This window comes from Sulfobacillus harzensis, assembly GCF_012933365.1.
Taxonomy (GTDB): Bacteria; Bacillota; Sulfobacillia; order Sulfobacillales; family Sulfobacillaceae; genus Sulfobacillus_B; species Sulfobacillus_B harzensis.
The window spans coordinates 16,449-38,085 of record NZ_JABBVZ010000004.1; the positions used below are offsets into that span (position 1 = coordinate 16,449).

Here is a 21,637-nt window from a genome sequence, read left to right on the forward strand (position 1 = left end):
TCCTTTCCGGTTTTGGATCCGCGTTCACCTTACCGCCGACGCCGCGGAGCGACGTGAATGGGCCGTCCCAAAGCGACCTCAGCCGCTTCCATCCATACCTCCGGCAACGTCGGATGGGCATGAATGGTGAGCGCGACATCTTCCAGCGTGGCCCCCATCTCCAAGGCCAAGCCGCCTTCCGCGATGAGATTGGACGCCTCCCGACCCACGGCGTGCAATCCCAAGAGGATGCCGCTATCTTGGTCGGCCACCACTTCAGCAAATCCCGCGGGTTCATCCAAGGATAAAGCCCGCCCGTTGGCAGCAAAGCTAAACCGCCCCGTCAGCGGTTGATAGCCCGCTTCACGCGCTTGTTCCTCCGTCATACCCACCGAGGCCATTTCCGGATCCGTAAAGATGACGGCCGGAACAGCGGTGGCGTCGGCAGCACTGGGAAGCCCGGAAAGGCTCTCCGCCGCCACTTTGCCCTCATAGCTGGCTTTATGCGCCAGCATCGGGCCCGGAACAATGTCGCCAATGGCCGCCACCCGCGGATTTTGGGTTTTGAGCGTCTGGTCTACAATGACCAGCCCGCGCTCATCGCGCGCAATGTGAGCGTCCTCCAGATTGAGGCTGTCTGTATTGGGCGTGCGGCCCACAGTAACTAGTACCGCTTCCGACTGCAAACGCGCCGCTTCGGTGCCTTCGACTGTTAACTGCACGTTTCCCGGCGCAATCTCCGCCTTCACTACACGGGTGCTCACCATGACCTCGACACCCAATTCCCGGAGCCGCCGTTCTACAACCCGAACCAATGACGGACTCATCCCGGAGAGCAGCGTGGGCAGCGCTTCCACCACGGTCACTCGGCTGCCGAATTTGCGAAAGGCCGTACCTAACTCGAGCCCGATATACCCACCGCCAACCACCACCAAATGCTCGGGCACCCGCTGCAGCGCCAGTAAGCCGGTGGAGTCGAGGACGGTCTCTTGGTCAACAGGGAGCATCGACAAGGTGTTGGGGCGCGATCCGGTAGCCACAATCGCAGACTCGAAGGCAATTTTCTTGCTCTCATATTCCGAGACCACTCGGATATGAGCGGGGTCCACAAAGCGCGCCTCGGCCTGGATGACCGTGACGCCATTGGCCTTCAACAATTCCGCCACCCCCGAGGTCAATCGCTCAACCACGGAAGTCTTAAAGCGCTGAACCCCCTCCATTCGCACCGTGGGCTCGGAGATCGCAATCCCTCGCGAAGCGGCGGTGCGACTGCGCTCGACCTCATCGGCGACAGTGATCAAGGCCTTTGACGGGATGCAGCCCACATTGAGGCAGATGCCTCCCAGCTGCCCCCGTTCCACCAATGTAACCTGGCGGCCGAGCTGTGCTGCCCGGATTGCCGCCACATAACCCCCGGGTCCACCGCCAATCACCACCAAGTCGGCGCTCTCGGTAAACTCGCCTACCACCATGCTAGCTCATCTCCAAAAACAAGTCTGTGGGCTGGTTGAGATAGCGCATCACTTGATTGGTGAAACGCCCCGCCGTCCCACCGTCCACCACTCGGTGGTCAAATGTGAGGCACACGCTCATCACGGGCCGAGCCTGAATTTCATCGGTCTCCGGATTGACTACGATGGCCTTCTTTTGAATGCGCCCCGTCCCGAAAATCCCCACTTCCGGATAGTTAATGACCGGCGTCGCAAACAGCCCGCCAAACGACCCGTAGTTGGTGACCGTGAAGGTGGAACCGGTCAATTCGTCACGCGACAATGTATGAGCATGAGCCCGTTCGGTCAGATCTTGTATTTCCCGGGCCAGTTCCATCAGGCTTTTCTTATCCGCATCCCGAATGACCGGGACAATCAGTCCTTCCGGATCATCCACGGCGATGCCGATGTGATAGTAGGGCTTCAGGACGATTTCCTTGGCCTCATCGTCTAGGCTGGCGTTCAAATAGGGAAAGCGCTTCAAAGCGGCCACCAACGCCTTGATGATGAAGGGCAGATAGGTGAGCTTGACGCCCTCCTCCGTTGCCCGCACCTTCATCTGCTCGCGCAGTGCCACCAACCGAGCGACCTCCACCTCGTCCATGGTGGTGACGTGAGGGGCTGTGAACTTGGACCGCACCATGTGTTCGGCAATGGTTCGCCGAAGCCCTCGAAGCGGTATCCGCACCTCATTGCCCAAAGTCTCCTGAGCCACGGGCGCCACTGGTGCACTCGGAGCAGGCTGGGGCCTTGGACTCTCTTTAAACGCCCGCACGTCCTCCTTGAGAACGCGGCCATGTTCGCCACTTCCGGTGACAGCCTGAATGTCCACCCCGAGTTCCCGGGCCAGCTTGCGCACGGCCGGCGTCGCCAGCACCCGCTTATTCCCTCCCGGGGGTACTGCCGGGGAAGAGGCCGGTGCCGGCTGCGAGACAGGCTCTTCCGAAGGCGCGGCCGGCGTCTCGGATGAGACGGCGGCGTCCGTGTCAAACTCGATCACCGGGGTGCCCACGCGGACCACGTCCCCTTCTTGGGCCAGCACCGCCTTCACGCGCCCTGCGACTGGCGAGGGAATATCCACTACCGCTTTGTCAGTTTGAATTTCCACAATGACTTGCTCTTGGGCCACCGAATCGCCAGGCGCAACATGCCACTTCATTATTTCCGCTTCATGAATGCCCTCGCCCACGTCCGGCAGCTTCCACTCATATACGGCCATGGTCGCCCTCCTAATAGTGGATGGTGGTACGAATCGCCTCTAGCACCCGGTCCGCGTCAGGAAGCCACAAGTCCTCGACCGATGGAACCGGAAAAGGTGTGTCATACCCGGTAACCCGCTGAATCGGGGCTTCTAAAGAAAGAAAGGCGCCTTCCTGGATCACGCTGGCGACTTCGGCCCCAACCCCGCCCGTGCGCACCGCCTCGTGGACTACGACGGCACGACCCGTCTTTTGCACGCTAGCAATAATCGCCGCCGTATCCATGGGGCTTAGCGTTCGCAAATCCAGCACCTCAACCGACACGCCCTCTTGCTGCGCCCGCTCCGCCGCGGCCTCAGCAACCGGCACCATCGGTCCCCAGGCGACCACGGTAACATCGGTGCCTTCGCGAGCTACGCGTGCTTCACCCAACGGCACCGCGTACCAATCTTCCGGGATCTCCTGGCGGAAGGCCCGGTACAGGCGCATGGGCTCGATGAACAGCACCGGATCGGGATTATCAATCGCGGCCAGCAACAGCCCCTTGGCGTCATACGGGGTGCTGGGCGTCACCACCTTGATGCCCGGCGTATGCACGAAGAAGGCCTCAATGCTGTCAGAATGAATCTCTGGTGTGCGCACTCCGCCGCCATACGGCGCGCGAATGACCAACGGCACATGATATCGGCCCTGGGAGCGGAATCGAATCCGGGAGGCTTGCGTCCCAATTTGATCCATGGTTTCGTAGATGAACCCAAAAAACTGGATTTCCGCCACCGGACGCATCCCTCCAATAGCTAGCCCCACCGAGCTTCCCACGATGGCGGACTCGGCCAGCGGCGTATCGACCACCCGCTCCGCCCCGAACTTCTCGAAGAGGCCGTCCGTGGCGCGAAACACACCGCCGTTTTTTCCCACGTCCTCGCCCAGCACCATGACCCGGGAATCCCGTTCCATAGCGAGCCCCAAGGCTTGATTGATGGCTTGAATCATGGTGAGCTTAGCCACGAGCCCCACCTCCTTCAGCCAAGCGCCGCATGAATGCCTGGCGCTGGGCAGACAACGCCGGCGTAAGTTCACCATAAACATGGTCAAACACCGTCTCCGGCGGAGCCTTGGGATAGGATTCGGCCTCCTGCACAGCCTTCTCCACTTCGGCTTTGGCCTCCTCCTCAATCTGGTGCTTGGCATCGTCGTCAATCAGCTTCTGGCGCTCCAAAAATCGCGCGAGACGCGCCACCGGCTCACCGTAACTCAGACGCTCTTCCTCTTCCGTCGCGCGATAGCGGGTCGGATCATCGGCGGTGGTATGGGCGCCCAGGCGATAAGTGACCGCTTCGACCAACGCGGGACCGCCACCCGCCCGGATGCGGGCGGCAAGCTGGCGCGCAGTCTGATACACGGCAATAATGTCATTGCCGTCGACCCGCACCCCTTCGATGTTGTAGGCAATCGCCCGCTGAGCAATGGTAGGGCTATGCATCTGTCGGCTGACCGGCACGCTAATCGCCCAGCGATTGTTTTGGGAAACGAACAGCACCGGCGCCTGAACTACCGAGGCCAGATTCAACGCCTCATGAAAGTCGCCCTGTGAGGTCGCGCCATCGCCGAAGAACGTCACCGCCAACCGATTTTGCCCCTGAAGCTTTTCCGCCCAGGCCAGTCCTACCGCGTGCAGCGTTTGGGCGGCAATCACCACTTGTACCGGAAGCGCCGGAACGGCTTCAGGCATGCGCCCCGAAATCGGGTGGCCCATGCTGTTCAACAAAGGAAAGGACATGGGCACGCCGCGATAGACAAGCGCCGCCCAATCCCGATAGCTGCCGCAAATCCAATCCTCTGGCCCCAGCGCCGCGACCACCCCGACTTGGGTGGCCTCCTGCCCGCTGTAGGGGGGATAGGTGCCGATCCGCCCCTGGCGCTGGAGATTCCAGGCCCGTTGGTCCAGAGCTCTCAGCGTCACCAGAGATCGATAGAAACGCAGGAGTTCCTCATCCGTGACGCCAGAGCGGTCGCCCACCAGGTTTCCGTCTTCATCAATCACCCGTTGAATGGGAAATTCTTTTTCCGGGTCCATCGACGCCCTCCTCTATTTGACTAGTGACCCTGGCCAAAAATCTCCTGAAAAGGGCCGGACGTCAGGGTCAATCCACCATCCACCGACAGAATCTGTCCCGTGACAAATCGGCTTAAGTCACTCGCCAAGAAAACAGCCACATCCGCAATCTCCTCCGGCGTTCCCACCCGGCCGAGCGGTGTGGCTCGAATGCAAGCTTGATCAAATTGTTGGAGCTTATCGCCCATATAAAACCGTTCGGATTCCGTCCCCACCACCCCGGGGGCAATGGCGTTGACAGTAATTTGACGCGGGCCCAGTTCACTCGCCAAATACCGCGTAAGGCTCTCAACGGCGGCCTTGGCAGATGCGATGTTTCCGTACCGCGGCAGGGTAAACTGCACCCCGTGCCCACTCACGGTGATGATGCGACCGGAACGCCCCTCCATCAGAGGCACTGCTCGCTGAACCGAGAGAATAAAATTGTCGACCAAGAGCCGATAAGTGCGCTCCAAATGATGCGGTTTCAGCTCCAATAGCGGTTTGAAAGCCGAGGCGGCCGCATTGGCCATGAAAATGTCCAATCCACCCCAGCTCTCCCCGATGGTGTCAAATAGACGACCAACCTCTTCAGGCTCCTCCAGTTCGGCTTGGATCACCAGCGCCTGGCGGCCCAAACGGCGAACCGCCTCGGCCGTGGCCTCAGCTTGGTCCCGTTGTCGCCGATAATGGACTACCACATCGGCCCCTTCACGCGCAAACGCCATGACGGCGGCTTGGCCGATTCCGCGAGAGCTCCCCGTTACAAGGGCCTTTTTTCCCTCCAACAACATTCCGACTTCCCCCCAAAGTGCAAACAATCCCATGGATCACCCTACCGAAATTGCTTAAGAATGGCAAGGGACGGCATCAGTGAAAATTTTTATGTTAAATTGCTTGTGATAGTGTTCACATTCTCAAAGTGTCCTGCTATACTGAAGTCAAATAGAAGAATTCCGAAAACGAGGTGATACTGATGCGTCACGCTCTCGCCTATGAATCCGTTGGCACTTGCCAAATCTGTGAGGAACCGTTAACATCTCGAGACGTACTGGAAACAGGGCAAGCACGCTTGTGCCCGGACTGTTGGGAGTCCAGCAGCAAGGCTGTTTGGAATCGGACGGAATTTTCTCCCTTGGAAGCCCGCTAAACGCTAGCCCTGACGTCGGTCGGGGCTAGTTTTTTGTCTCATTGTCACGGGGAGGTCGCCATTAAAATGTGGGAACAGTCTTGGGTGGTTTCGGCGCCATCGGAAGACGCGGCGCTAAATGCCGTTCAAATGGCGTTGGCGACCTGGGCACCCGAGGAGGCGGGCACACCCGAGCTCGGCGCCGTAAGACTCTTTCGCGGACCCGATGACATGGCTTTGGCGGACAGTGTCGCCCGCGACTTAGCCGACATCCGTCAAACGGTCGCCCAAAGCCACCGTCAGGAATTGTCGCGACGCCTTCATCAACTCTCCCATCGCGCCGTTGGCATTCCACCTCGCCCTGGATTTGTTGTGCTCGACGGTTCTAGCCCCCGGAGTCCCCGCCCTGGCGATCTCAAAAGCAGTCCACATCTTCGCTGGGTCGTAACCGTTGCGTGGCCGGGCAAGGAGCCCGATCTCCCCTAAAATCTGCATCGCCGCTAAAAAATCTGGCACAATACACCCGTATACTCGTTTTGACAACAGCCCTGTGTGGGTCTAACCTTGACCACGATGCATTTACTACCTCTAGAGGCGATTTTGCAATGAAACCTTTTTACGCACTTTTAGGCAACGGGATGACTGCCTTGCTGGCCTCCCCCACAGGAGCGATTGATTGGTTGCCCGTGCCGCGTTTTGATGGGCCAACCGTTTTTGGCCGGCTATTAGATCGACATTCGGGAGGCTATCTCAGCTTAGAGCCGGACAGCTTCCAAAACGTCCAGCAGCGCTATTTGCCGGATGGCCTTTGCCTGGAAACACGCTTCGAAACCGAGCAAGGACCAGCCGAGGTGCGGACCTGGATGAGCATTGGGCGCACCGCGCTGTGGCTCAGCTGCAAGTCCGACGTGCCGCTTCGTCTTACCTGCCGCCCATCCTTTGGCTATGGTGCCGTCCGTCCGGCCTATACAGTCACCACGGGCGGCATGCGATATCAAAATCCTCATGGTCCAGAAATCGCCCAGTTGTTGATTCAGGGCCCTTTGCGGACTACCGAGCGCATTGACCAATGGATTATCGGCCCAGGTGACGCCACGATCGTGCTCCGCATCAGCACCGAGCAGCCCGCGGACCTTCGCTGGTTGAACCGCCCCATTCCCAGTGACCCAGAACGGCAATGGTCCCTCACGCGCGGATACTGGCTCGCGGCGCGCCGGCCATATCACGGCCCCCACCACGACCTGTTCATGCGCAGCCTCGAGGTGATTCGGGCTCTGATTTACCGTCCCAGCGGCGCCCCGATTGCGGCCGCTACCACTTCCCTGCCGGAAACGCCTGGCGATACGCGCCAGTGGGACTATCGTTATGCTTGGGTACGCGACAGTGCCTATGCGGCCGAGGCTCTCTTAATGGCCGGCGATCGGACCAGCGCGCGGCGCATCGCTGAATTTCTGCTTAACGCTGTCTCTCCCACCGAACGGGTGTTTCCTGCGCCCTTTCCGGGCGTGGACGGAACCCTGCCGGACGGCGAGCGGGACTTGCTGTGGCTCTCCGGGCATGCGGAATCACGGCCGGCACGGGCCGGCAACGGTGCCATTCACCAGTTGCAGTTAGACCTTGCCGGCAGTCTGTTATGGCTGGTGTATCATTTGGCCCAGAGCGACGGCGCGGGCGGATGGATTACCCACTATTGGTGGGCGGTCGAGGCGCTGGCGGAGTGGATGCGGCATACTTGGTCGCAACAGGATGCCTCGCTCTGGGAATACCGCACCATCCGCGGGCATCACACCCATTCGCGTCTCATGAACTGGGTGGGATTAAAAGCGGCGCAATATCTGGCAGAATCGCTCGGTTTCCTCGATCGGGCCGAAAGGTGGCGCCGCACCGCCGTCCGCATTCGCGAGGCCATGTTGGCCGACGGTGAACGGGCAGGGCGCTTTGAGCCGCGCCCGGGATCCGCATCCTCCGATGCGGCCCTCTTAACCCTGCCGCTCTACGATTTCATTGCCGCTGACGATCCCCTTTTCACCACCACCTTGGACGACATTTCCCGAAATCTGGTGGTCGACGGTTTAGTCTACCGATATCGCGAGGACGATCTCGGCCAAGCCCGCCATCCTTTCCTGCTCGCGGGATTTTGGTACGCTCGAATTCTCTTGCGACAAGGCCGCCTCGAGGAGGCAGACCACGTGATTCAGCAGCATGTTCAGTTAGCCACGCCATTGGGACTTTATGGCGAGCATGTCGACCTGACCACCGGCGAAGTGCGCGGCAATTTCCCGCAGCTCTTTTCCCACACCGGTTTGGTGATTACCCTGGCCGAGCGTCAGCGCATGTTGGACGGCGAACCATGGCTCTCCTTTCCCGAACATCTCAAGCGTCCCCAGCAATTGGAGCCGCAATAACGGGCGCGAAGCCTTCCGGCGCTGTGGACGGGATCGCCTCGCGTGAGGAATCCCCGCATCACGACGGGCCTTGAGGAACATCCCCAACAAAAATCCCCGCCCACTTGGACGGGGATTTTGCGCCCTGGAGGCGCTAGTTGGAGCCATAGACCGGAGTCACGTACCGGCGAAACTCATCGTCTTGACCGCGGACCAAACGGAAATAGCGCGTCTGCAGGGCACTGGTAATCGGTCCAGGTTTGCCATCCGCAATAGGTCGGCGGTCCACCTCGACAATTCCCGCCAACTGCACGCCGGTACCGCACAAGAACAGTTCATCCGCCTGATAGAGTTCGGTCCGGTCAACAGGTCGGATTTCTGTCGGAATGCCTTGATGCTTCGCGAGATCGAACACCACTTGACGGGTGATGCCCTCCAAAATGTCGGCCGTGACCGGCGTGGTGATCAGAGTCCCTTGGCGAACCATAAACAGATTGGCGGAACTGGCCTCTGAAACCTGTCCATCGTCACCCAGCAATATGGCCTCGTCGTAGCCGTCGCTCTTGGCCTGATCGCTGGACAGTGCCGCGTTGACATAAGCGCCGGTGACTTTGGCACGCGAGGGAATCATATTGTCGGCAATACGCCGCCAGCTCGACACTTGCGCCTTAATCCCCTGCATCGGCACATAGTCGCCCATCGGCAGCGCAAACATCGCGAAGGCGCTTTGAATGCCCGAAAGCCCCACTTTAATGGCAGCATCCGCCTTATACGCCAAGGGACGAATATAAACATCCTGCCGAAACTGATTGGCGCGTAGAAGCTCGACCGTCCGCGACACCAGTTCCTCGACGGTATAGGGCACGTCAATATGTAAGAGCCGCGCCGAGCGCAAAAGCCGTGCAAAATGAGGCGCGGCCTGCACAATGAACAAGTCTTCCTGCTCCGCGTTCCAGTACGCCCGAAGTCCCTCAAACACCCCCGTGCCGTAATTGAAGGCATGGGTCGCGATGTTTACATTGGCATCTTTGAGCGGCATCAGCCGATTGTTGAAAAAGGCCATCGTCTCACTCATATCAAAAGCGCTCCTTCTCGTCTGCTGTATTTTTACGCATAGAACCGTCTATCCGATGAAGACTATCCTCGAGGAGGCGATTCGGTGAAGATCCGTGATTTCCACATTACTGGCCAGTATCCGTCTCTTTCGGTGGAAACTGAGATCGAAGACGACAGCCAGTCCAACTCTAACCAGCAAGAAACGGTCCGTCTCACCCTCGGCCCTTGGAACTACGTGTCCCTACTCAATGAGTCCGAACTCAAAAGTCTGGTGAACATCGTGTATCAGAAACACCAAGACGTTCGTCCAACCCAAGCCATGCAGCAATTGAAAAACACGTCCTTCACCCATGCCTCGAAAGAGGAGCTTCCCTGAGACAGCGGATATGAAAGCATTCTGCCGCTTGTCTCAGAATTCCTGCCCGAGCTGTCAGGAAGGAAAGTGAAAAATCATATCGTGGGTAAAAGCCACGGTCCTGGTGACGGCCCCTTCCTCGACAGTCAGCGTCTGATGGTTGACGCCCGGCTGCAGCTGCACCGTCAGTCGGGCTGGGTTCACCCCCGGTGGCAGCCAATACCGGACCGTGACGGTGTGGGTCGCCACCGGATCGGTCTTGGCATTGCGGGCAGGCAGATCGACATGTCCTCCAAACACCGTCTTATTCACCACCGTATTATTGTAGGTTTCGGGCGGAATCCCATCGACACCGGTGATGGAAATGAGCGTGGATCCTAACGGCACATAGAAGCGCACCCAAGAGTGATACGGGACAAACAACCACCCATTATCCACCGCCGGGTCGCGATAGGTGATCCGACTGGTTTCCTGATACCGGCCATGGACGCGGCGAACTTGGGTGGTGATGTGGTAGCTCATCACATAGTTGTCCTTATGGCCCAAGAGGTTCTCGTCCACAACGGAGAGATAGTCACCGGACACGTTTTTGTCCATCACGCCGCCCCAGTTGTACTCTTCGACCATCTTTTGCGCTGCCGGGTTGTTAAAGTTGAGCAAGATGAACTTTTGATTCAGGCTCTGATTGACGGTTTTGAGCACCCGCGCCAATTCCAGCCCATGTGAGTGAAATACGTCATGAAACAGCGTCTTCATCATCGTGCCAATGAACTTTTTGCGCACGCTGTCCGGAAGTCCCTGCCCCTCGGCCATATACTCCATCTTCATATTGGCATTCTGGGCGTTAAGCTGAACCGGGCCCTTGGGAGTCGGCACGGTAATGCCGCCAACATCCCCGATCAATTTGTCGACAAACCAGGTGTCAATAAAGATGATGCCATCGACAGGCGGAGCCCCGGGAATAGAGGCATAAAAGCGCTTGATGTATTGCACCGTGGTAGGTACGTTGGGCGAGGTGTTGGCATCGCGCAAATGCCAGTAGTAGACGGGCAAGTAGGTCGCGATGACAGTCGAGGCTGGTGGATGGTAGGTCACTTCGGCATCCAACAGATACATATTTTGCGCTTTAATCGAAGCCAGCTTGCCGCGATCCACGGTGACGTAGCCATAGGCGGTCATAAACCCGCCAGTCGCCCGCAATTCGCCGCTGTTTTGAAAGATGAGCAGATACCGCTTGGCGTGGGGATAGCCTAAGATGGACTGAAGCGCCACGGCCGAATGGTCCACCAAGGGCATGTTCTTGACGACCGTATTGATGAGCGACTGTGCCGTCAACAGCTTCTTTCCAACCGGCGCCAAGTATCCGGAAAAGTCTTGCGGGTGGGCCAACGCCAAATCATAGTTGGCGGCCTTAAAGTCCGGATAGGCGCGGGTCAGGTCCGGAACCAGAACTGCAAGCTGGGATACAAAGGCTTGAATCTTTTGCTGTCCGCTCCTCACATGCGTATGGCCTACATGATAGCCGGCCAAGGGAGCGATGCGAGCGAGGGCCGGCAGGAGCACATGCACCCCTTTCATTCCCTCATTAAGCGCCGCCACGGCGTCCTGGCCATCCCGATACTTTTGACCCACACCGCCCGGCACCCAGCGCAAATAGGATACCCATCCCAATGTCCTGCGAAGGTGGGCTATCTCAGACTCGAGGGTATTAATCTGCTGCGCCACGGCGCCGAAGTTGTGGGCGCGATTGCCCGCCTCCAAACGGCTTACGGTCTTCTTCAGTCCCAGGACCTGATGCGCCAACACCAATCCCGGGGCGACCACGAAGGCCACAACTAGCGCGAGCACCAGCCCGAATACACTGCGCCAGACCCAACGCCGCCGTCGAGGCTGTCTCGAGCGCGGAGAATGCGCCAATCCATTCAGCTCCCCTGCTAAACTCGTCAAACATTTTTTCATCCAATAGAATTATTCTACCGAATGTCCCCGAGGCTACAAGGTTTACTTGCGGGCCCGGCTGTAGATTACCTGACCGGTGGCGACCGGAGTCTCGTCGGTCGCGATGACATCGACTGCCACAATGACAATGCGCCGGCCTACCCGCACGAGCTTGCCGTCGGCGACCAGTTCCCCCGCTCCTGGGCCAACTGGGCTCAAGTACTGGACGGCCAGATTAATGGTGCGGAGCCCTTCCCCATGGGTCAGGATAAACGCCCAGGCGCCGGCAGAATCAATCAGGGCACTCAGGACTCCACCATGGACAAACCCCTGGTGCTGATAAAACTCGGGTCTGATGGCAACCCGCACCCGAGCCATACCCTTTGAAGCTGCCACCTCGTCCGCCTGAAATCCCATCCACTGCCAGTAGGGGTTCTCTTCATGAAAGCGATGAGCCATTCCGGTTCCTCCTTTTTCCCATGCTATACTAATAGTCAATCCCTCGCGGGAACTGTGCGCGCCGGCCCCATAGGGTGTGCAAATATCTCGTCAAAGGAGACCGACACCATGGCACTATGGTTCTCAGAACAAGCCTCTGATGGCCACCGGCTTGAATGGAAAATCCAAAAGATGCTTTATTCCGGACAATCTCCCTATCAAACCATTGAAGTATTGGACACCGAAGCGTTTGGTCCCTCCTTGGTGTTGGACGGCATCATGCAAACCACCACGGGGGACGAGTTCATCTATCACGAGATGTTGGCCTGGGTACCGCTGGCGACCCACCCCCACCCGGAGCGAGTCCTCATTATTGGCGGCGGAGATGGGGGATTGGCGCGTGATGTGTTGCGGTCGCCCGATGTCAAGGAGGTCCATTTAGTCGAGATTGACCCCTTGGTGGTCGAGGTGTCCCGCACGTATCTGCATCGCCATGTGGCGGCGTTTGACGACCCGCGCCTGTCCCTCATCACCGCCGATGGCATGGAATATCTCAAGCGGCCCGACATCCCCGCGTATGACGTGATCCTGGTGGATAGCACCGATCCCGAAGGCACCGGTCCCGGCGCTGTACTCTATACCCCGGCCTTTCATCAACGCGTCTTTTCGGCTCTAGCGCCCGATGGCCTTTATGTTCAACAAACGGGAACCCCCATATATAACCCTGAAGTGCTGAAGGAGGCCAGTCACAGCGTGGCCGAAATCTTCCCGCTGTGCCGGGTGTATTGGTGCTCAGTCCCCACCTACCCGGGCGGATTTTTCACCTTTACATCCGGCTCCAAGGTCCATGATTTGGCACGTCCCTCTCGGACGGCCTCCATGCCCCAGGGAGAATGGTATACCCCCGAGATTCACCGAGCGGCCTTTGCGCTCCCGCCCATGATTGAGCGCTTAATACCGCCGTCCGCGCGGCTCAGTTCGGCTAGCGGCGCGAATGTGTAAGATCCATCACCCGAAACAGGGTGGGCAATACCCGCCCAAGCAGCGGTGATAGCGGAAAACGGCGCCAGGGAATGTCGATCAGCGTCAACCAGGCCGGATCGGGATGGCCGGCAATGGCTCCCGCCAACAGGTATCCCAGTTCAGTGGAAAGCGCCGCCCCGTGTCCCGTATAGCCTCCAGCGGTCCAATACCCCTCGGGACTCTTTCCGGCGTGCGGAATAAAGTCGGCCGAGAGGGCGATGCGTCCCGACCATTGCTGCATGACCGTCGCGCCTTCAAGTTGTGGAAACATCCGGAGCATCGCCTCATGCAACCGCGTGAACCGGCCGCTGGCAAGATCGGCCTGGCTGGCGCGCCCGCCGAAGAGAAACATGTCGCCGAACCGCCGATAGTAGTTGAGGTCGCGCTTGGTATCGGAGACCGTGGGCAAATCCCGCGGCAAGGACACATCCGGCGGAACTTGGACGGCCAACTGCGTGCTGGTCACCGGCAGTATCCGCCCTTTCAGCCAATGGGCATCGGCCGGCGGATAGGCATTGGTGGCCAACACCAGCTCCTGGCAGGTGATCGTCCCTCCACCGCTGGTCTGCAGCTCCCAACCGTCGGATCGTCGCTGAATGCGGGCCACCGCTGTGTGTCCGTAGATTCGGACTCCTTGGACCTGGGCGGCGCGGGCTAGTCCGCGCACATAGTCTAAGGGATGAAAGGCCATCGATTCCGGATCATATAGGCCGCCAACATAGACATTCGTTCCCAGTGCTGCCTGGACCCGCGACGCATCCCAGCACTCGAGGCGTCCTGGCGTCCACGTGGACAGCAATTCCCCTTCCGACTGCAAGAATGCCAGTTTGGCGGGGCTATCGGCAGCTTCCAAATGGCCGGGCGTCTCCAACCGGCAATCGATGGTTTCCTTCTCCACCACCTCGCGCACCCGAGCCAGCGCCGCCTCAGAAATGTCCCATAACGCCCGGGCTACATCCCGACCCAGTTTTTCCTTTATAGCGATCATTTCCACCGGCCAGCCTGACAGCACCTGCCCTCCATTGCGTCCGCTGGCCCCGAAACCGGGCTCTTCAGCTTCCAGGACAGCTACCGCTGCCCCATTTCGGCTCAGAAAATAGGCTGATGCTAATCCCGTAAATCCCCCGCCCACAACTGCCACGTCCACCGATTGAGAACCGTCAAGCGGCGGACAGTCGGGCGGGGCAACCCGACTACTCGCCTGCCAAAAGGATTGCAACGTCCCATCCCTTTCTGGACTGCTCTGCACGCCACTAGTCTCTCACGCGGCCAAATGCTCTAGTCAGATGGGGGACGAAGGTCGACGGGCAGCACTTGCCCGACGATGGTCTCCTTTTCCGGGTGAGCCATGGCCCGCCACACGCCGTCCACGATTTCCTGGTGCGAAAGCCAACGGCTGCCTTCGGCCTCCACCCGAAATCCTAAAATGACGCGATGGTACCGGCAGTTGTCGTGAAGCTGCGGAACCGGGCGTGGCTCCATGGCCGCACGGCTTCCGTGAATGTCAAACAAATCCCAGGGACTGTGGCGATAGCGATAGATCTCGGTGTCCACCACCGACAGCACCTGGTTTCTATCGCCGGCCACCCAGGCCACGACCTGATCAATGGGTCCATGCATGAGCTGCACGTGGGCAACCCAATGGCCCAGGCGGTCCAGATCATGATAATCGAGAGCCATGGGGGTCAAGCGCTCGGCGGCCGCCTGCGCCTCTTCGCTCAATGCGCGCAACCCTTCCGGACGTCGCGCTAAAACAAACACCTCGTTCGGTTCCTCGAGAAGCCGCAAGACGAGTCCCCGCAGCATTCCAGTGCCACCCAGCACCAACACATTGGTCATTCCGCTCCCCCTTTTTTCCAATCCTAGCATAAGCAAAGTTTTTGTTGCGTCCTACGCGTAGGTATGGTGTAATGACATCACCTCTTATGGAGAGTGGCGGAGGGACTGGCCCGATGATGCCACGGCAACCGGTGCAATGCACGGCGGTGCCAAATCCTGCAGCTTTCGCTGAGAAATGAGAGGCCGGAGCACACCAAGATTTCGCCGGCCTAAGAGGTCGGCTTTTTTGTATCTTGAAAAGCCCCCCTCCTCTCTCAGATAGACCACATTAGGAGGAATTGAATCATGAGTGAAACCAAGCATTGGCGCCCTGACACCCTCGCCGTTCATGGCGGATACGGTGGCGATCCAGCCAGTCATGCCATTTCCGTTCCCATTTACCAAACGGTGGGCTACCGATTTGACGATACCGGCCATGCGGCCCGCCTGTTTAATTTGGAGGAGCCGGGCAACATCTACACGCGGATTATGAACCCCACAACCGATGTCCTCGAACAGCGGCTGGCCCTGTTGGAGGGGGGCGTCGGGGCAGTAGCCTTTTCGAGCGGCATGGCCGCCATTACCGGAGCCATTTTAAACCTCGCCCGCGCCGGAGACGAAATCGTCGCATCCACGTCGTTGTATGGCGGCACCTGGACGCTCTTCACCTCCACCTTGCAGGACTACGGCATCTCGGTTCGCTTTGTGGCCGATGACCAGTTAGCCGAGGGCGATAGTGCGTTCACCGACCGGACGCGGGCCGTGTTTATCGAGTCCATCGGCAATCCCCGCCTCAATGTCGCGGACATTCGGGCCTGGGCAGACCTGGCCCATCGCCACGGCGTTCCCCTGATTGTCGACAATACCTTTGCCACCCCCTATTTGGAGCGCCCCATCGAACACGGGGCCGACATCGTGATCCATTCCCTAACCAAGTGGATTGGGGGGCACGGCAATGCCATGGGGGGCATTGTGGTAGATGCGGGACGCTTCGACTACAATTCCGCCCGCTTCCCCTACTATCAGAACCCCGACGGCAGCTACCACGGGCTGGTGTTTGCGAGCTTAGGCGAGGCCGCCTACATTACCCGTCTTCGTGTTAAAGTGCTGCGGGACACGGGCGCGGCGATCTCACCGACCAATGCCTACTACATCTTGCAAGGGGTCGAAACGTTGCCGGTGCGCATCCGCCGACAGTGCGACAACGCCCGCACCCTGGCCGAGCGGCTGAGTCAACATCCTGAGGTTGCCTGGGTGAACTATCCCGGCCTTCCCGATGACCCGGCGTATGACGTCGCACAAAAATACCTGTCGGACGGTCTCTATGGCGCCATGCTCAATTTCGGCGTAAAAGGCGGGCACGCCCAAGCGCTTGAGGTCATGAACCGGCTAAGCCTATGGCTGATCGTCGCCAATGTCGGGGATGCACGGTCCATGGCCATTCATCCCGCCTCCACCACCCACCAGCAGTTGAGCGACGAAGAAAAAGTATTGGCCGGTGCGGCGGGCGATCTCATCCGACTGTCGGTCGGGTTGGAACACCCCGACGATTTGTGGGAGGACCTGGAGCAAGCTCTGGAACGCCGCTAAACCCAAAAAGAGCTCTCCTCACGGGGAGCTCTTTTTCCATCTGTTCCGTATAAGCAAGAGATCCAGATTAGCCTGCGAAACGCTTAACGCGAGGCGGGGTGGGACTCCGAAATAATGTCGATGCCCGCCCTGTTCAGCGCTCGACGGGCAATCTCCGCGTGCCCCTTATCCACACGCAAGGTGACATGCACCCAGTTCAACACCTTGGGGTCGGAAACCGTGAGGGCTGTGATGTTGGCGCCCGAACGGCCCACCACCTCAGCCACCCGCGCCAATTGCCCCGGGATATCCAAGAGCGCCAAGGAGAAACGGACCGAGTCCTGGTCGTTGAGGCCCGTAATCTCCCGAAGATACTGATTCACTTCCAGCCAGGAAATGATGCCATATGGCTCGTTGCGGCGATCGCGCACAATGACCAAGGGGGCTCCTTGAACCAACTGATCGATCGCCTCTTCCACCGAGGCGCCATGCTCCATGACAGGAACCGACGCTGCGTAGTGTCCGACCGGATTGGGCAAGATGTCCTTGGATGGCGACCCGTCATTCATCCAGTAATCGGCGAAAAGCCCAAAGAGTCGGCCACGGGTAATGCCGCCAACAATGTCCCGGCCGTCCAACACCATTAACGCCGGATACTCCTTTAAGCGCTGTAGAACCTCGGAGAGGCTCACAGATGCTTGGACTTCGGCGTTGCGATACGCGATCGACTCAACGAACATGGGGAACCCCCTATCATAGATTTGTGCAAAGATTCGAGCCAGTTGTTGATATTTCCTGCCAGACAATAAAATTCCATCGTGGTCACCGCCTCACCTTACATGTCGGAGGCCAATAACAAAAGTCCGAAGCGTCATACAACGCCCCGGACGAAATCATGAGAGAATGTTATGCTCGACGTCTCGTCAGCGTAAATTCCAGCGATTGCAACGACAGAATATTGTTGGCCTTGACGGTAGCCTGTCCGCCTGCGGACAACTCTACCAAGCCCATATTGGCCAAGTGCCGAAACGCATTGCGCACCAATGAGGCCGGCACGTTCAGCACCTTGGCTTCAGACTCGGCCGACAGCACCGTCCCGGGCGTGAGGCGCTTTTTGACAATCGCCTCCCGGTAGCGCTGAACGAGCAAGTCAAGCCGGTTAGCCAGCGGCGAGTACATTGACCCTGCCTCCTAAAAAAAGAAAGATCTTAGCTTTGTTATTATACGCGAAAACGCGGGGGAAATCATTGCCCCCTCAAATTGGTCCAACCGCTGTTGAGACTGATATTCTGGAGGAGTCAAAGGAGGCGGTCATGCAGTCCCGGTGGCTTTCGGTTTTGGTGATGGCGCTTGCTGGCGCATCCTATGGGCTGGTGACTCCGCTGGCCAAAGGGGCGGTATTGGCCGGCATTCCCGTGCGTCTCTTTACGCCATGGCAATATGGGCTGCCACTCCTCATCTTCTTTTTAGTACCCACGCGGACCAAATCGTTGCCGCCTCCCGGCCAATGGGTCAATGCAGCCGTCGTGGGCGCCTTGGGCGGGGCCACCGCTCTAGCTTATTACCAAACGGTCCGCCTTTTGCCGGCCGCCCAGGCCGTCATGCTGCTCTTCCAGTTTGCCTGGATGCTACCCCTCATCGGCCGGGCTCTCACCGGCGTCAAGCCGACATGGATGCAATGGGGCGCCATTGGCGCCGTCTGGCTAGGCACTCTCTTGACACTGAGAAGTTTTCGTCTAGACGGCATGGGGATTATTCTCGGGCTCATCTCGGCTCTGGCCTACGCCCTGATGCTCTTCATGCAAGGCCGCCTCGCGCCCAGCGTCTCCATTTGGCACAGCGCTCGCTTCAGCACGGCCGCCGGCGCACTGGTCGTGGTCGCCGCCTATCGTCCCTGGACGATGGGATTCCCCCATCCTCTCTCCCTCATCATCTGGGCCAGCGCCATCGGTGTAGCCGGACAAGCCCTCCCCCTCATACTCACATATCTCAGCGCGCCCCGCTTAGGACCGACGCTGACGGCGGTGTTGGCCTCCTCCGAACTGCCCGTCGCGGTTGCCCTGTCCTCGCTTTTCTTTCGGGAATCGGCCGGGTGGCCGATTTGGACCGGCATCTTTCTCATCTTGGCCGGCATCGCCTGGGGTGCCTGGGGTTCCGCTTAGCGCTCCAACAGCAGGAGATGTTCGAGCCAGGTCTCATCGTGCGCGCCCACGCCATCCCAGAATCGGCCCCGATGAAAGACCAGCGGTGAGCGCCCTGGGCGGCTCACCAAATCCTCAACACGGGCAACGATGAGCCAATGATCCCCGGTTTGCGGAGCCTGGACGGTCTGACACCAGAACCAAGCGCAGGCTCCCTCGATGACGGCCGGTCGGTCCTCGCGCCCATACACCGCCCCGGGAGTGCTGGCGCCTCGCGTCAGACGGGGCTTGCTATAAAAGCGAGCCAATGGCTCTTGATCGGATGCTAGCACGCTTAGCGTAAAGGCGGCACCCGTTTGCACAAGACGGGATGCCAGATAGCTTTTTTGGTGTATGGACACCGCCACCAGCAGCGGGTCGAGCGAGAGCGACATGAAGGCGTTGATTGTCATCCCGCCGTCCTCCGCCATCAACACCATCACCCCGGTCGCAAACTGTCCGCACGCATCGCGAAATTCCCGCTGCAAGCGGCGTCCCTCCCTTCAATGATCTCAATCGACGCTGTCTGGACGGTCGGGCAGCGTAGCGGCCCGAACCGCCATGGCCTCACCCGTGTCCCAGTGGTACACGTTCATGGCCTCGTTAAACCAGCGGCTGGGCGCCTCTGCCCCCCAAAATGTGGCCCGACGCGGATCGTTGAGGTCCCAACGCACCGGCTGCCAGTCGGGTTCCACCGCCAGGTAGTCGCCGGTAAATAACTCGATGCGATTGCCGTCCGGATCCCGTAGATATAAAAAGAAGGCGTTGGTCGTCCCATGGCGTCCCGGGCCGCGCTCGATATGGTTCACCGCCCCTTTGGCCGCCAGAATGTCCGCCACCCGAAGCAAAGTGGCTTGGGATTCCGCAATAAAGGAGGCGTGATGAAAACGCGGGCCCGCTCCATTGGCGATGGCCAAGTCATGCGAGGTTTGCTTTCGGCGAAGCCATGCCCCCCATAATCGGTCGCGCCCATTTTCCACACTGACAGTATATTCACTAAGTTGAAACTGGAGCTTTTCCTGATACCAGGCGGCACACGCCCCAATGTCGGGCGTGAGGTAGTTCACGTGGTCAAGACGCATCACCGCCGCCCCGTGATAGGCGTCATAGGCCTGCAGCATCCAAGGAACCGCCCGCGTCTCGTAGAAGAACTCAATCGGAAAACCAAAGGGATCCTGGACGCGGAGCGCGTCGCCCACTCCGAATTCGGTGTTGTCCCGGACGCGTTGATGAAATAGGCCCTGGTGTTGAGCCAGCGTCTCCAGTTCGTCCAGATCGGCGGGCGAGGCCACCCGAAATCCCACATGGCCGGCGCCCGCGTGATCCGCCAGCGTCAGTACCAAATTATGGTGCACCCGATCCTCAAGCCCGCGGAGATAGAGATGCTCTTCATCTTCCGAGGTCAGGACAAAACCCAAGGTGTCCACGTAAAACGCCCGAGCCCGGCTCAGATCGGTCACGAAATATTCCGCGTGGCTGGTGCGCACCACCTGAAAGCTCATGAAACGGCCTCCTTTCCAGCACTCTGAGACTGTCCTAGAAACCGGCGCACCTCCTCCTTGGCCGGCTCCTTGTCGTAGGTCATATAGAGAGCGCCCGCCATGCGCACCGGGTCCCCGAAAAAGAAGCGCTCATACAAAACTTGGCGCGATCCGAAGGCTGAAATGGCGATGTCCCATGCCAATCGAAACAATTTGGTGCGGGTCATGGCATCGGTGTTGCGCGCTTGGAAGAAGCGCTCCACGTCCTCTTTAATGGCGCTCCCAAAGTCCTTCTCGCTGGGAATGGCCATGAGGCCACTGGCTGATAGTTGCTGGATAATCTCCACCAGCCTCGGGTACATCTTGGGAAAGGTGTTGCGCGCTACGTTGAGGGGCGTCCAGGCCGGCGTCATGACCCCATAGCGGTTCAATTGCGCTTGCGCCTCACTGGCAACCACGAACGCCTTCATGGTCTCCAAGGCGGTGATAATCTCGGCCATTTTCTCCTGGACGTGCTGAAACTGCTCAATCCCAATGGTGTCGACAATGAGACCGGCCACTCCAAGCACAAACTCGGCTTTGGCGATGTTTTTGCAAATCACCTGATGGGTCATGTGCACGGTGGCGTCGGTCTCTTGATAGAGTTGGTTGCAGGCCTCGCCATCCTCCAAAATGAAAATCCGCTCCCAGGGAACCAGCACGTCGTCGAACACCACGACGGCGTCCATCTCCTCAAAGCGCGATCCCAAGGGGTGATCGAAGTGCGAGCGTCCATAGTCGAAGCTCTCCCGGCAGATTAGTCGCAATCCGGGCGTCGACAAGGGCAATGCGAAGGCGAAGGCATACGGCCGATCCTCTTCCGTGTTGCGAATGACGGTGGAGGGGAACACCAATATTTCATCCGCCACAGGCAGCGTGGCCAACATGCGGGCTCCCCGAATTACAACCCCGTCGTCCCGCTTTTCCACCACGCGGGCTGCCAGAAAAGGATCCTGCTGCTTGGCGGCCGAGAGGCTGCGGTTGACCTGGGGGAGAATGAGCGTATGGGTCAGACACAAATCATTTTCACGCACGTACTCGTAATAGCGCTGTATGTTCTCTCCAAAGCGCGGGTCGCGCCCAGCCAGGAACTCTTTGGCGCTGGCAATGGCCATCAGCTCGGAATTCAGGTAGTCGGGAGACCGCCCCATCATGCCGTGCGAATAACGCGCCCACTGCATCATCATCTGCCGACGCTTGGCCAAATCCTCGCGGGTATGGGGCTGCATGAACGAGAGCCCCACCAAATCGCCCGTAGACGGCGACCGATAAGTCATCTGACTACCCAACGCCGGATCGTGCTGCATGTCATAGAGGGCTGCCACCGACTGTGTGATGTTGCGAAAAGCCGGATGTTCGGTCACAGGCCCTTCCACCTTGGCGCCGTCAATCCATAAATCGCGCGGCTGCTGATTCAACTCGTTCAAATATTGTTCGCCAGTCCGAATTCCCATGAGTCTCCTC

General features: G+C 59.1%; 21 protein-coding genes and 1 riboswitch. Of the genes, 6 read left to right on the forward strand and 15 right to left on the reverse strand.

The genetic code is table 11. From position 1 onward, the window contains the following. Window positions 1-29: 29 nt before the first annotated feature. The 5 genes from lpdA to HIJ39_RS01885 are packed head-to-tail and all read right to left on the reverse strand — an operon-like array spanning window position 30 to window position 5,557. A complete protein-coding gene (lpdA, locus tag HIJ39_RS01865; RefSeq protein ID WP_169096112.1) occupies window positions 30-1,451 on the reverse strand; it encodes a dihydrolipoyl dehydrogenase in 1,422 nt (473 codons plus the stop codon). 1 nt (window position 1,452) lies between these two features. Further along, complete coding sequence (locus HIJ39_RS01870) at window positions 1,453-2,688, reverse strand: dihydrolipoamide acetyltransferase family protein (protein WP_169096114.1); 1,236 nt, start codon at window positions 2,686-2,688, stop codon at window positions 1,453-1,455. A gap of 10 nt (window positions 2,689-2,698) precedes the next feature. After that, window positions 2,699-3,676: a transketolase C-terminal domain-containing protein gene (locus HIJ39_RS01875; protein ID WP_169096116.1), complete on the reverse strand. Its 978-nt coding sequence runs from the start codon at window positions 3,674-3,676 to the stop codon at window positions 2,699-2,701. Beyond that, window positions 3,669-4,745, reverse strand: coding sequence for a pyruvate dehydrogenase (acetyl-transferring) E1 component subunit alpha (pdhA, locus tag HIJ39_RS01880; protein ID WP_169096118.1), 1,077 nt, complete (start codon window positions 4,743-4,745; stop codon window positions 3,669-3,671). The genes HIJ39_RS01875 and pdhA overlap by 8 nt, the downstream gene beginning before the upstream one ends. A 20-nt stretch (window positions 4,746-4,765) precedes the next feature. After that, complete coding sequence (locus tag HIJ39_RS01885) at window positions 4,766-5,557, reverse strand: SDR family oxidoreductase (RefSeq protein WP_169096120.1); 792 nt, start codon at window positions 5,555-5,557, stop codon at window positions 4,766-4,768. Window positions 5,558-5,979: 422 nt separating this feature from the next. Between HIJ39_RS01885 and HIJ39_RS01890 the strand changes: the two genes are divergently transcribed. Then, window positions 5,980-6,378, forward strand: a complete 399-nt coding sequence (locus HIJ39_RS01890) for a hypothetical protein (RefSeq protein ID WP_169096122.1) — start codon at window positions 5,980-5,982, stop codon at window positions 6,376-6,378. Window positions 6,379-6,497: 119 nt separating this feature from the next. Continuing rightward, window positions 6,498-8,297: a glycoside hydrolase family 15 protein gene (locus tag HIJ39_RS01895; RefSeq protein WP_169096124.1), complete on the forward strand. Its 1,800-nt coding sequence runs from the start codon at window positions 6,498-6,500 to the stop codon at window positions 8,295-8,297. Window positions 8,298-8,430: 133 nt separating this feature from the next. On the opposite strand, the gene HIJ39_RS01900 is transcribed toward HIJ39_RS01895, so the two are convergent. Further along, window positions 8,431-9,351, reverse strand: coding sequence for a branched-chain amino acid transaminase (locus HIJ39_RS01900; protein ID WP_169096126.1), 921 nt, complete (start codon window positions 9,349-9,351; stop codon window positions 8,431-8,433). A gap of 84 nt (window positions 9,352-9,435) precedes the next feature. On the opposite strand from HIJ39_RS01900, the gene HIJ39_RS01905 reads away from it, so the two are divergent. Then, window positions 9,436-9,708 carry a hypothetical protein gene (locus HIJ39_RS01905; RefSeq protein ID WP_169096129.1) on the forward strand — a complete coding sequence of 91 codons (273 nt, stop codon included), beginning with the start codon at window positions 9,436-9,438 and terminating at the stop codon, window positions 9,706-9,708. 54 nt (window positions 9,709-9,762) lie between these two features. Here HIJ39_RS01905 and HIJ39_RS01910 read toward each other — a convergent pair whose 3' ends face one another. Together HIJ39_RS01910 and HIJ39_RS01915 are read right to left on the reverse strand one after the other, a co-directional pair. Continuing rightward, window positions 9,763-11,604 carry a DUF4012 domain-containing protein gene (locus HIJ39_RS01910; protein WP_243239276.1) on the reverse strand — a complete coding sequence of 614 codons (1,842 nt, stop codon included), beginning with the start codon at window positions 11,602-11,604 and terminating at the stop codon, window positions 9,763-9,765. An 84-nt stretch (window positions 11,605-11,688) separates the two neighbouring features. Beyond that, window positions 11,689-12,084: a PaaI family thioesterase gene (locus HIJ39_RS01915; RefSeq protein ID WP_169096133.1), complete on the reverse strand. Its 396-nt coding sequence runs from the start codon at window positions 12,082-12,084 to the stop codon at window positions 11,689-11,691. A gap of 108 nt (window positions 12,085-12,192) precedes the next feature. On the opposite strand from HIJ39_RS01915, the gene speE reads away from it, so the two are divergent. Further along, window positions 12,193-13,065 (forward strand): polyamine aminopropyltransferase, encoded by an 873-nt coding sequence (speE, locus tag HIJ39_RS01920; RefSeq protein ID WP_169096135.1) that lies wholly within the window; start codon window positions 12,193-12,195, stop codon window positions 13,063-13,065. Here speE and HIJ39_RS01925 read toward each other — a convergent pair. Then, window positions 13,046-14,305 (reverse strand): NAD(P)/FAD-dependent oxidoreductase, encoded by a 1,260-nt coding sequence (locus tag HIJ39_RS01925; RefSeq protein WP_169096138.1) that lies wholly within the window; start codon window positions 14,303-14,305, stop codon window positions 13,046-13,048. The two genes, speE and HIJ39_RS01925, sit on opposite strands and share 20 nt — an antisense overlap. Window positions 14,306-14,364: 59 nt before the next feature. Next, window positions 14,365-14,925 carry an SDR family NAD(P)-dependent oxidoreductase gene (locus tag HIJ39_RS01930; RefSeq protein WP_169096140.1) on the reverse strand — a complete coding sequence of 187 codons (561 nt, stop codon included), beginning with the start codon at window positions 14,923-14,925 and terminating at the stop codon, window positions 14,365-14,367. A gap of 81 nt (window positions 14,926-15,006) precedes the next feature. Continuing rightward, window positions 15,007-15,107: riboswitch (SAM riboswitch) on the forward strand. Window positions 15,108-15,210: 103 nt separating this feature from the next. Here HIJ39_RS01930 and HIJ39_RS01935 point away from each other — a divergent pair. Continuing rightward, complete coding sequence (locus HIJ39_RS01935; RefSeq protein WP_207711422.1) at window positions 15,211-16,494, forward strand: O-acetylhomoserine aminocarboxypropyltransferase/cysteine synthase family protein; 1,284 nt, start codon at window positions 15,211-15,213, stop codon at window positions 16,492-16,494. 83 nt (window positions 16,495-16,577) lie between these two features. Here the strand turns inward: HIJ39_RS01935 and HIJ39_RS01940 are convergent, their stop codons facing one another. Further along, on the reverse strand, window positions 16,578-17,213 hold the full coding sequence (locus HIJ39_RS01940; protein ID WP_169096142.1) for an ACT domain-containing protein: 636 nt from the start codon (window positions 17,211-17,213) through the stop codon (window positions 16,578-16,580). A gap of 166 nt (window positions 17,214-17,379) precedes the next feature. Continuing rightward, entirely contained in the window at window positions 17,380-17,652 is a 273-nt protein-coding gene (locus HIJ39_RS01945; protein ID WP_169096144.1) for a GntR family transcriptional regulator, read from the reverse strand. A gap of 134 nt (window positions 17,653-17,786) precedes the next feature. Between HIJ39_RS01945 and HIJ39_RS01950 the strand changes: the two genes are divergently transcribed. Continuing rightward, window positions 17,787-18,635 (forward strand): DMT family transporter, encoded by an 849-nt coding sequence (locus HIJ39_RS01950; RefSeq protein WP_169096145.1) that lies wholly within the window; start codon window positions 17,787-17,789, stop codon window positions 18,633-18,635. Here HIJ39_RS01950 and HIJ39_RS01955 read toward each other — a convergent pair. Genes HIJ39_RS01955 through hpaB form a run of 3 tightly spaced genes read right to left on the reverse strand, consistent with a single transcriptional unit; the run spans window position 18,632 to window position 21,627 of the window. Continuing rightward, window positions 18,632-19,141 (reverse strand): flavin reductase family protein, encoded by a 510-nt coding sequence (locus HIJ39_RS01955; RefSeq protein WP_169096148.1) that lies wholly within the window; start codon window positions 19,139-19,141, stop codon window positions 18,632-18,634. The two genes, HIJ39_RS01950 and HIJ39_RS01955, sit on opposite strands and share 4 nt — an antisense overlap. Window positions 19,142-19,165: 24 nt before the next feature. Beyond that, window positions 19,166-20,155: a 3,4-dihydroxyphenylacetate 2,3-dioxygenase gene (gene hpaD / locus HIJ39_RS01960; protein WP_169096150.1), complete on the reverse strand. Its 990-nt coding sequence runs from the start codon at window positions 20,153-20,155 to the stop codon at window positions 19,166-19,168. Then, the gene (gene hpaB / locus HIJ39_RS01965) at window positions 20,152-21,627 is read right to left on the reverse strand and encodes a 4-hydroxyphenylacetate 3-monooxygenase, oxygenase component (protein WP_169096152.1); all 1,476 of its coding nucleotides are present in this window, start codon (window positions 21,625-21,627) and stop codon (window positions 20,152-20,154) included. Before hpaB ends, hpaD begins: the two co-directional genes overlap by 4 nt. Window positions 21,628-21,637 lie beyond the last annotated feature (10 nt).

Bases quoted from the DNA above. Each gene is read 5' to 3' on its own strand.
- HIJ39_RS01900 (WP_169096126.1), bottom strand. From the start codon at position 9,351: ATGAGTGAGACGATGGCCTTTTTCAACAATCGGCTGATGCCGCTCAAA.
- pdhA (WP_169096118.1), bottom strand. From the start codon at position 4,745: ATGGACCCGGAAAAAGAATTTCCCATTCAACGGGTGATTGATGAAGAC.
- HIJ39_RS01945 (WP_169096144.1), bottom strand. From the start codon at position 17,652: ATGTACTCGCCGCTGGCTAACCGGCTTGACTTGCTCGTTCAGCGCTAC.
- HIJ39_RS01890 (WP_169096122.1), top strand. From the start codon at position 5,980: ATGTGGGAACAGTCTTGGGTGGTTTCGGCGCCATCGGAAGACGCGGCG.
- HIJ39_RS01885 (WP_169096120.1), bottom strand. From the start codon at position 5,557: ATGTTGTTGGAGGGAAAAAAGGCCCTTGTAACGGGGAGCTCTCGCGGA.
- HIJ39_RS01915 (WP_169096133.1), bottom strand. From the start codon at position 12,084: ATGGCTCATCGCTTTCATGAAGAGAACCCCTACTGGCAGTGGATGGGA.
- HIJ39_RS01950 (WP_169096145.1), top strand. From the start codon at position 17,787: ATGCAGTCCCGGTGGCTTTCGGTTTTGGTGATGGCGCTTGCTGGCGCA.
- hpaB (WP_169096152.1), bottom strand. From the start codon at position 21,627: ATGGGAATTCGGACTGGCGAACAATATTTGAACGAGTTGAATCAGCAG.
- hpaD (WP_169096150.1), bottom strand. From the start codon at position 20,155: ATGAGCTTTCAGGTGGTGCGCACCAGCCACGCGGAATATTTCGTGACC.
- lpdA (WP_169096112.1), bottom strand. From the start codon at position 1,451: ATGGTGGTAGGCGAGTTTACCGAGAGCGCCGACTTGGTGGTGATTGGC.
- HIJ39_RS01870 (WP_169096114.1), bottom strand. From the start codon at position 2,688: ATGGCCGTATATGAGTGGAAGCTGCCGGACGTGGGCGAGGGCATTCAT.
- HIJ39_RS01895 (WP_169096124.1), top strand. From the start codon at position 6,498: ATGAAACCTTTTTACGCACTTTTAGGCAACGGGATGACTGCCTTGCTG.
- speE (WP_169096135.1), top strand. From the start codon at position 12,193: ATGGCACTATGGTTCTCAGAACAAGCCTCTGATGGCCACCGGCTTGAA.
- HIJ39_RS01935 (WP_207711422.1), top strand. From the start codon at position 15,211: ATGAGTGAAACCAAGCATTGGCGCCCTGACACCCTCGCCGTTCATGGC.
- HIJ39_RS01940 (WP_169096142.1), bottom strand. From the start codon at position 17,213: ATGTTCGTTGAGTCGATCGCGTATCGCAACGCCGAAGTCCAAGCATCT.
- HIJ39_RS01930 (WP_169096140.1), bottom strand. From the start codon at position 14,925: ATGACCAATGTGTTGGTGCTGGGTGGCACTGGAATGCTGCGGGGACTC.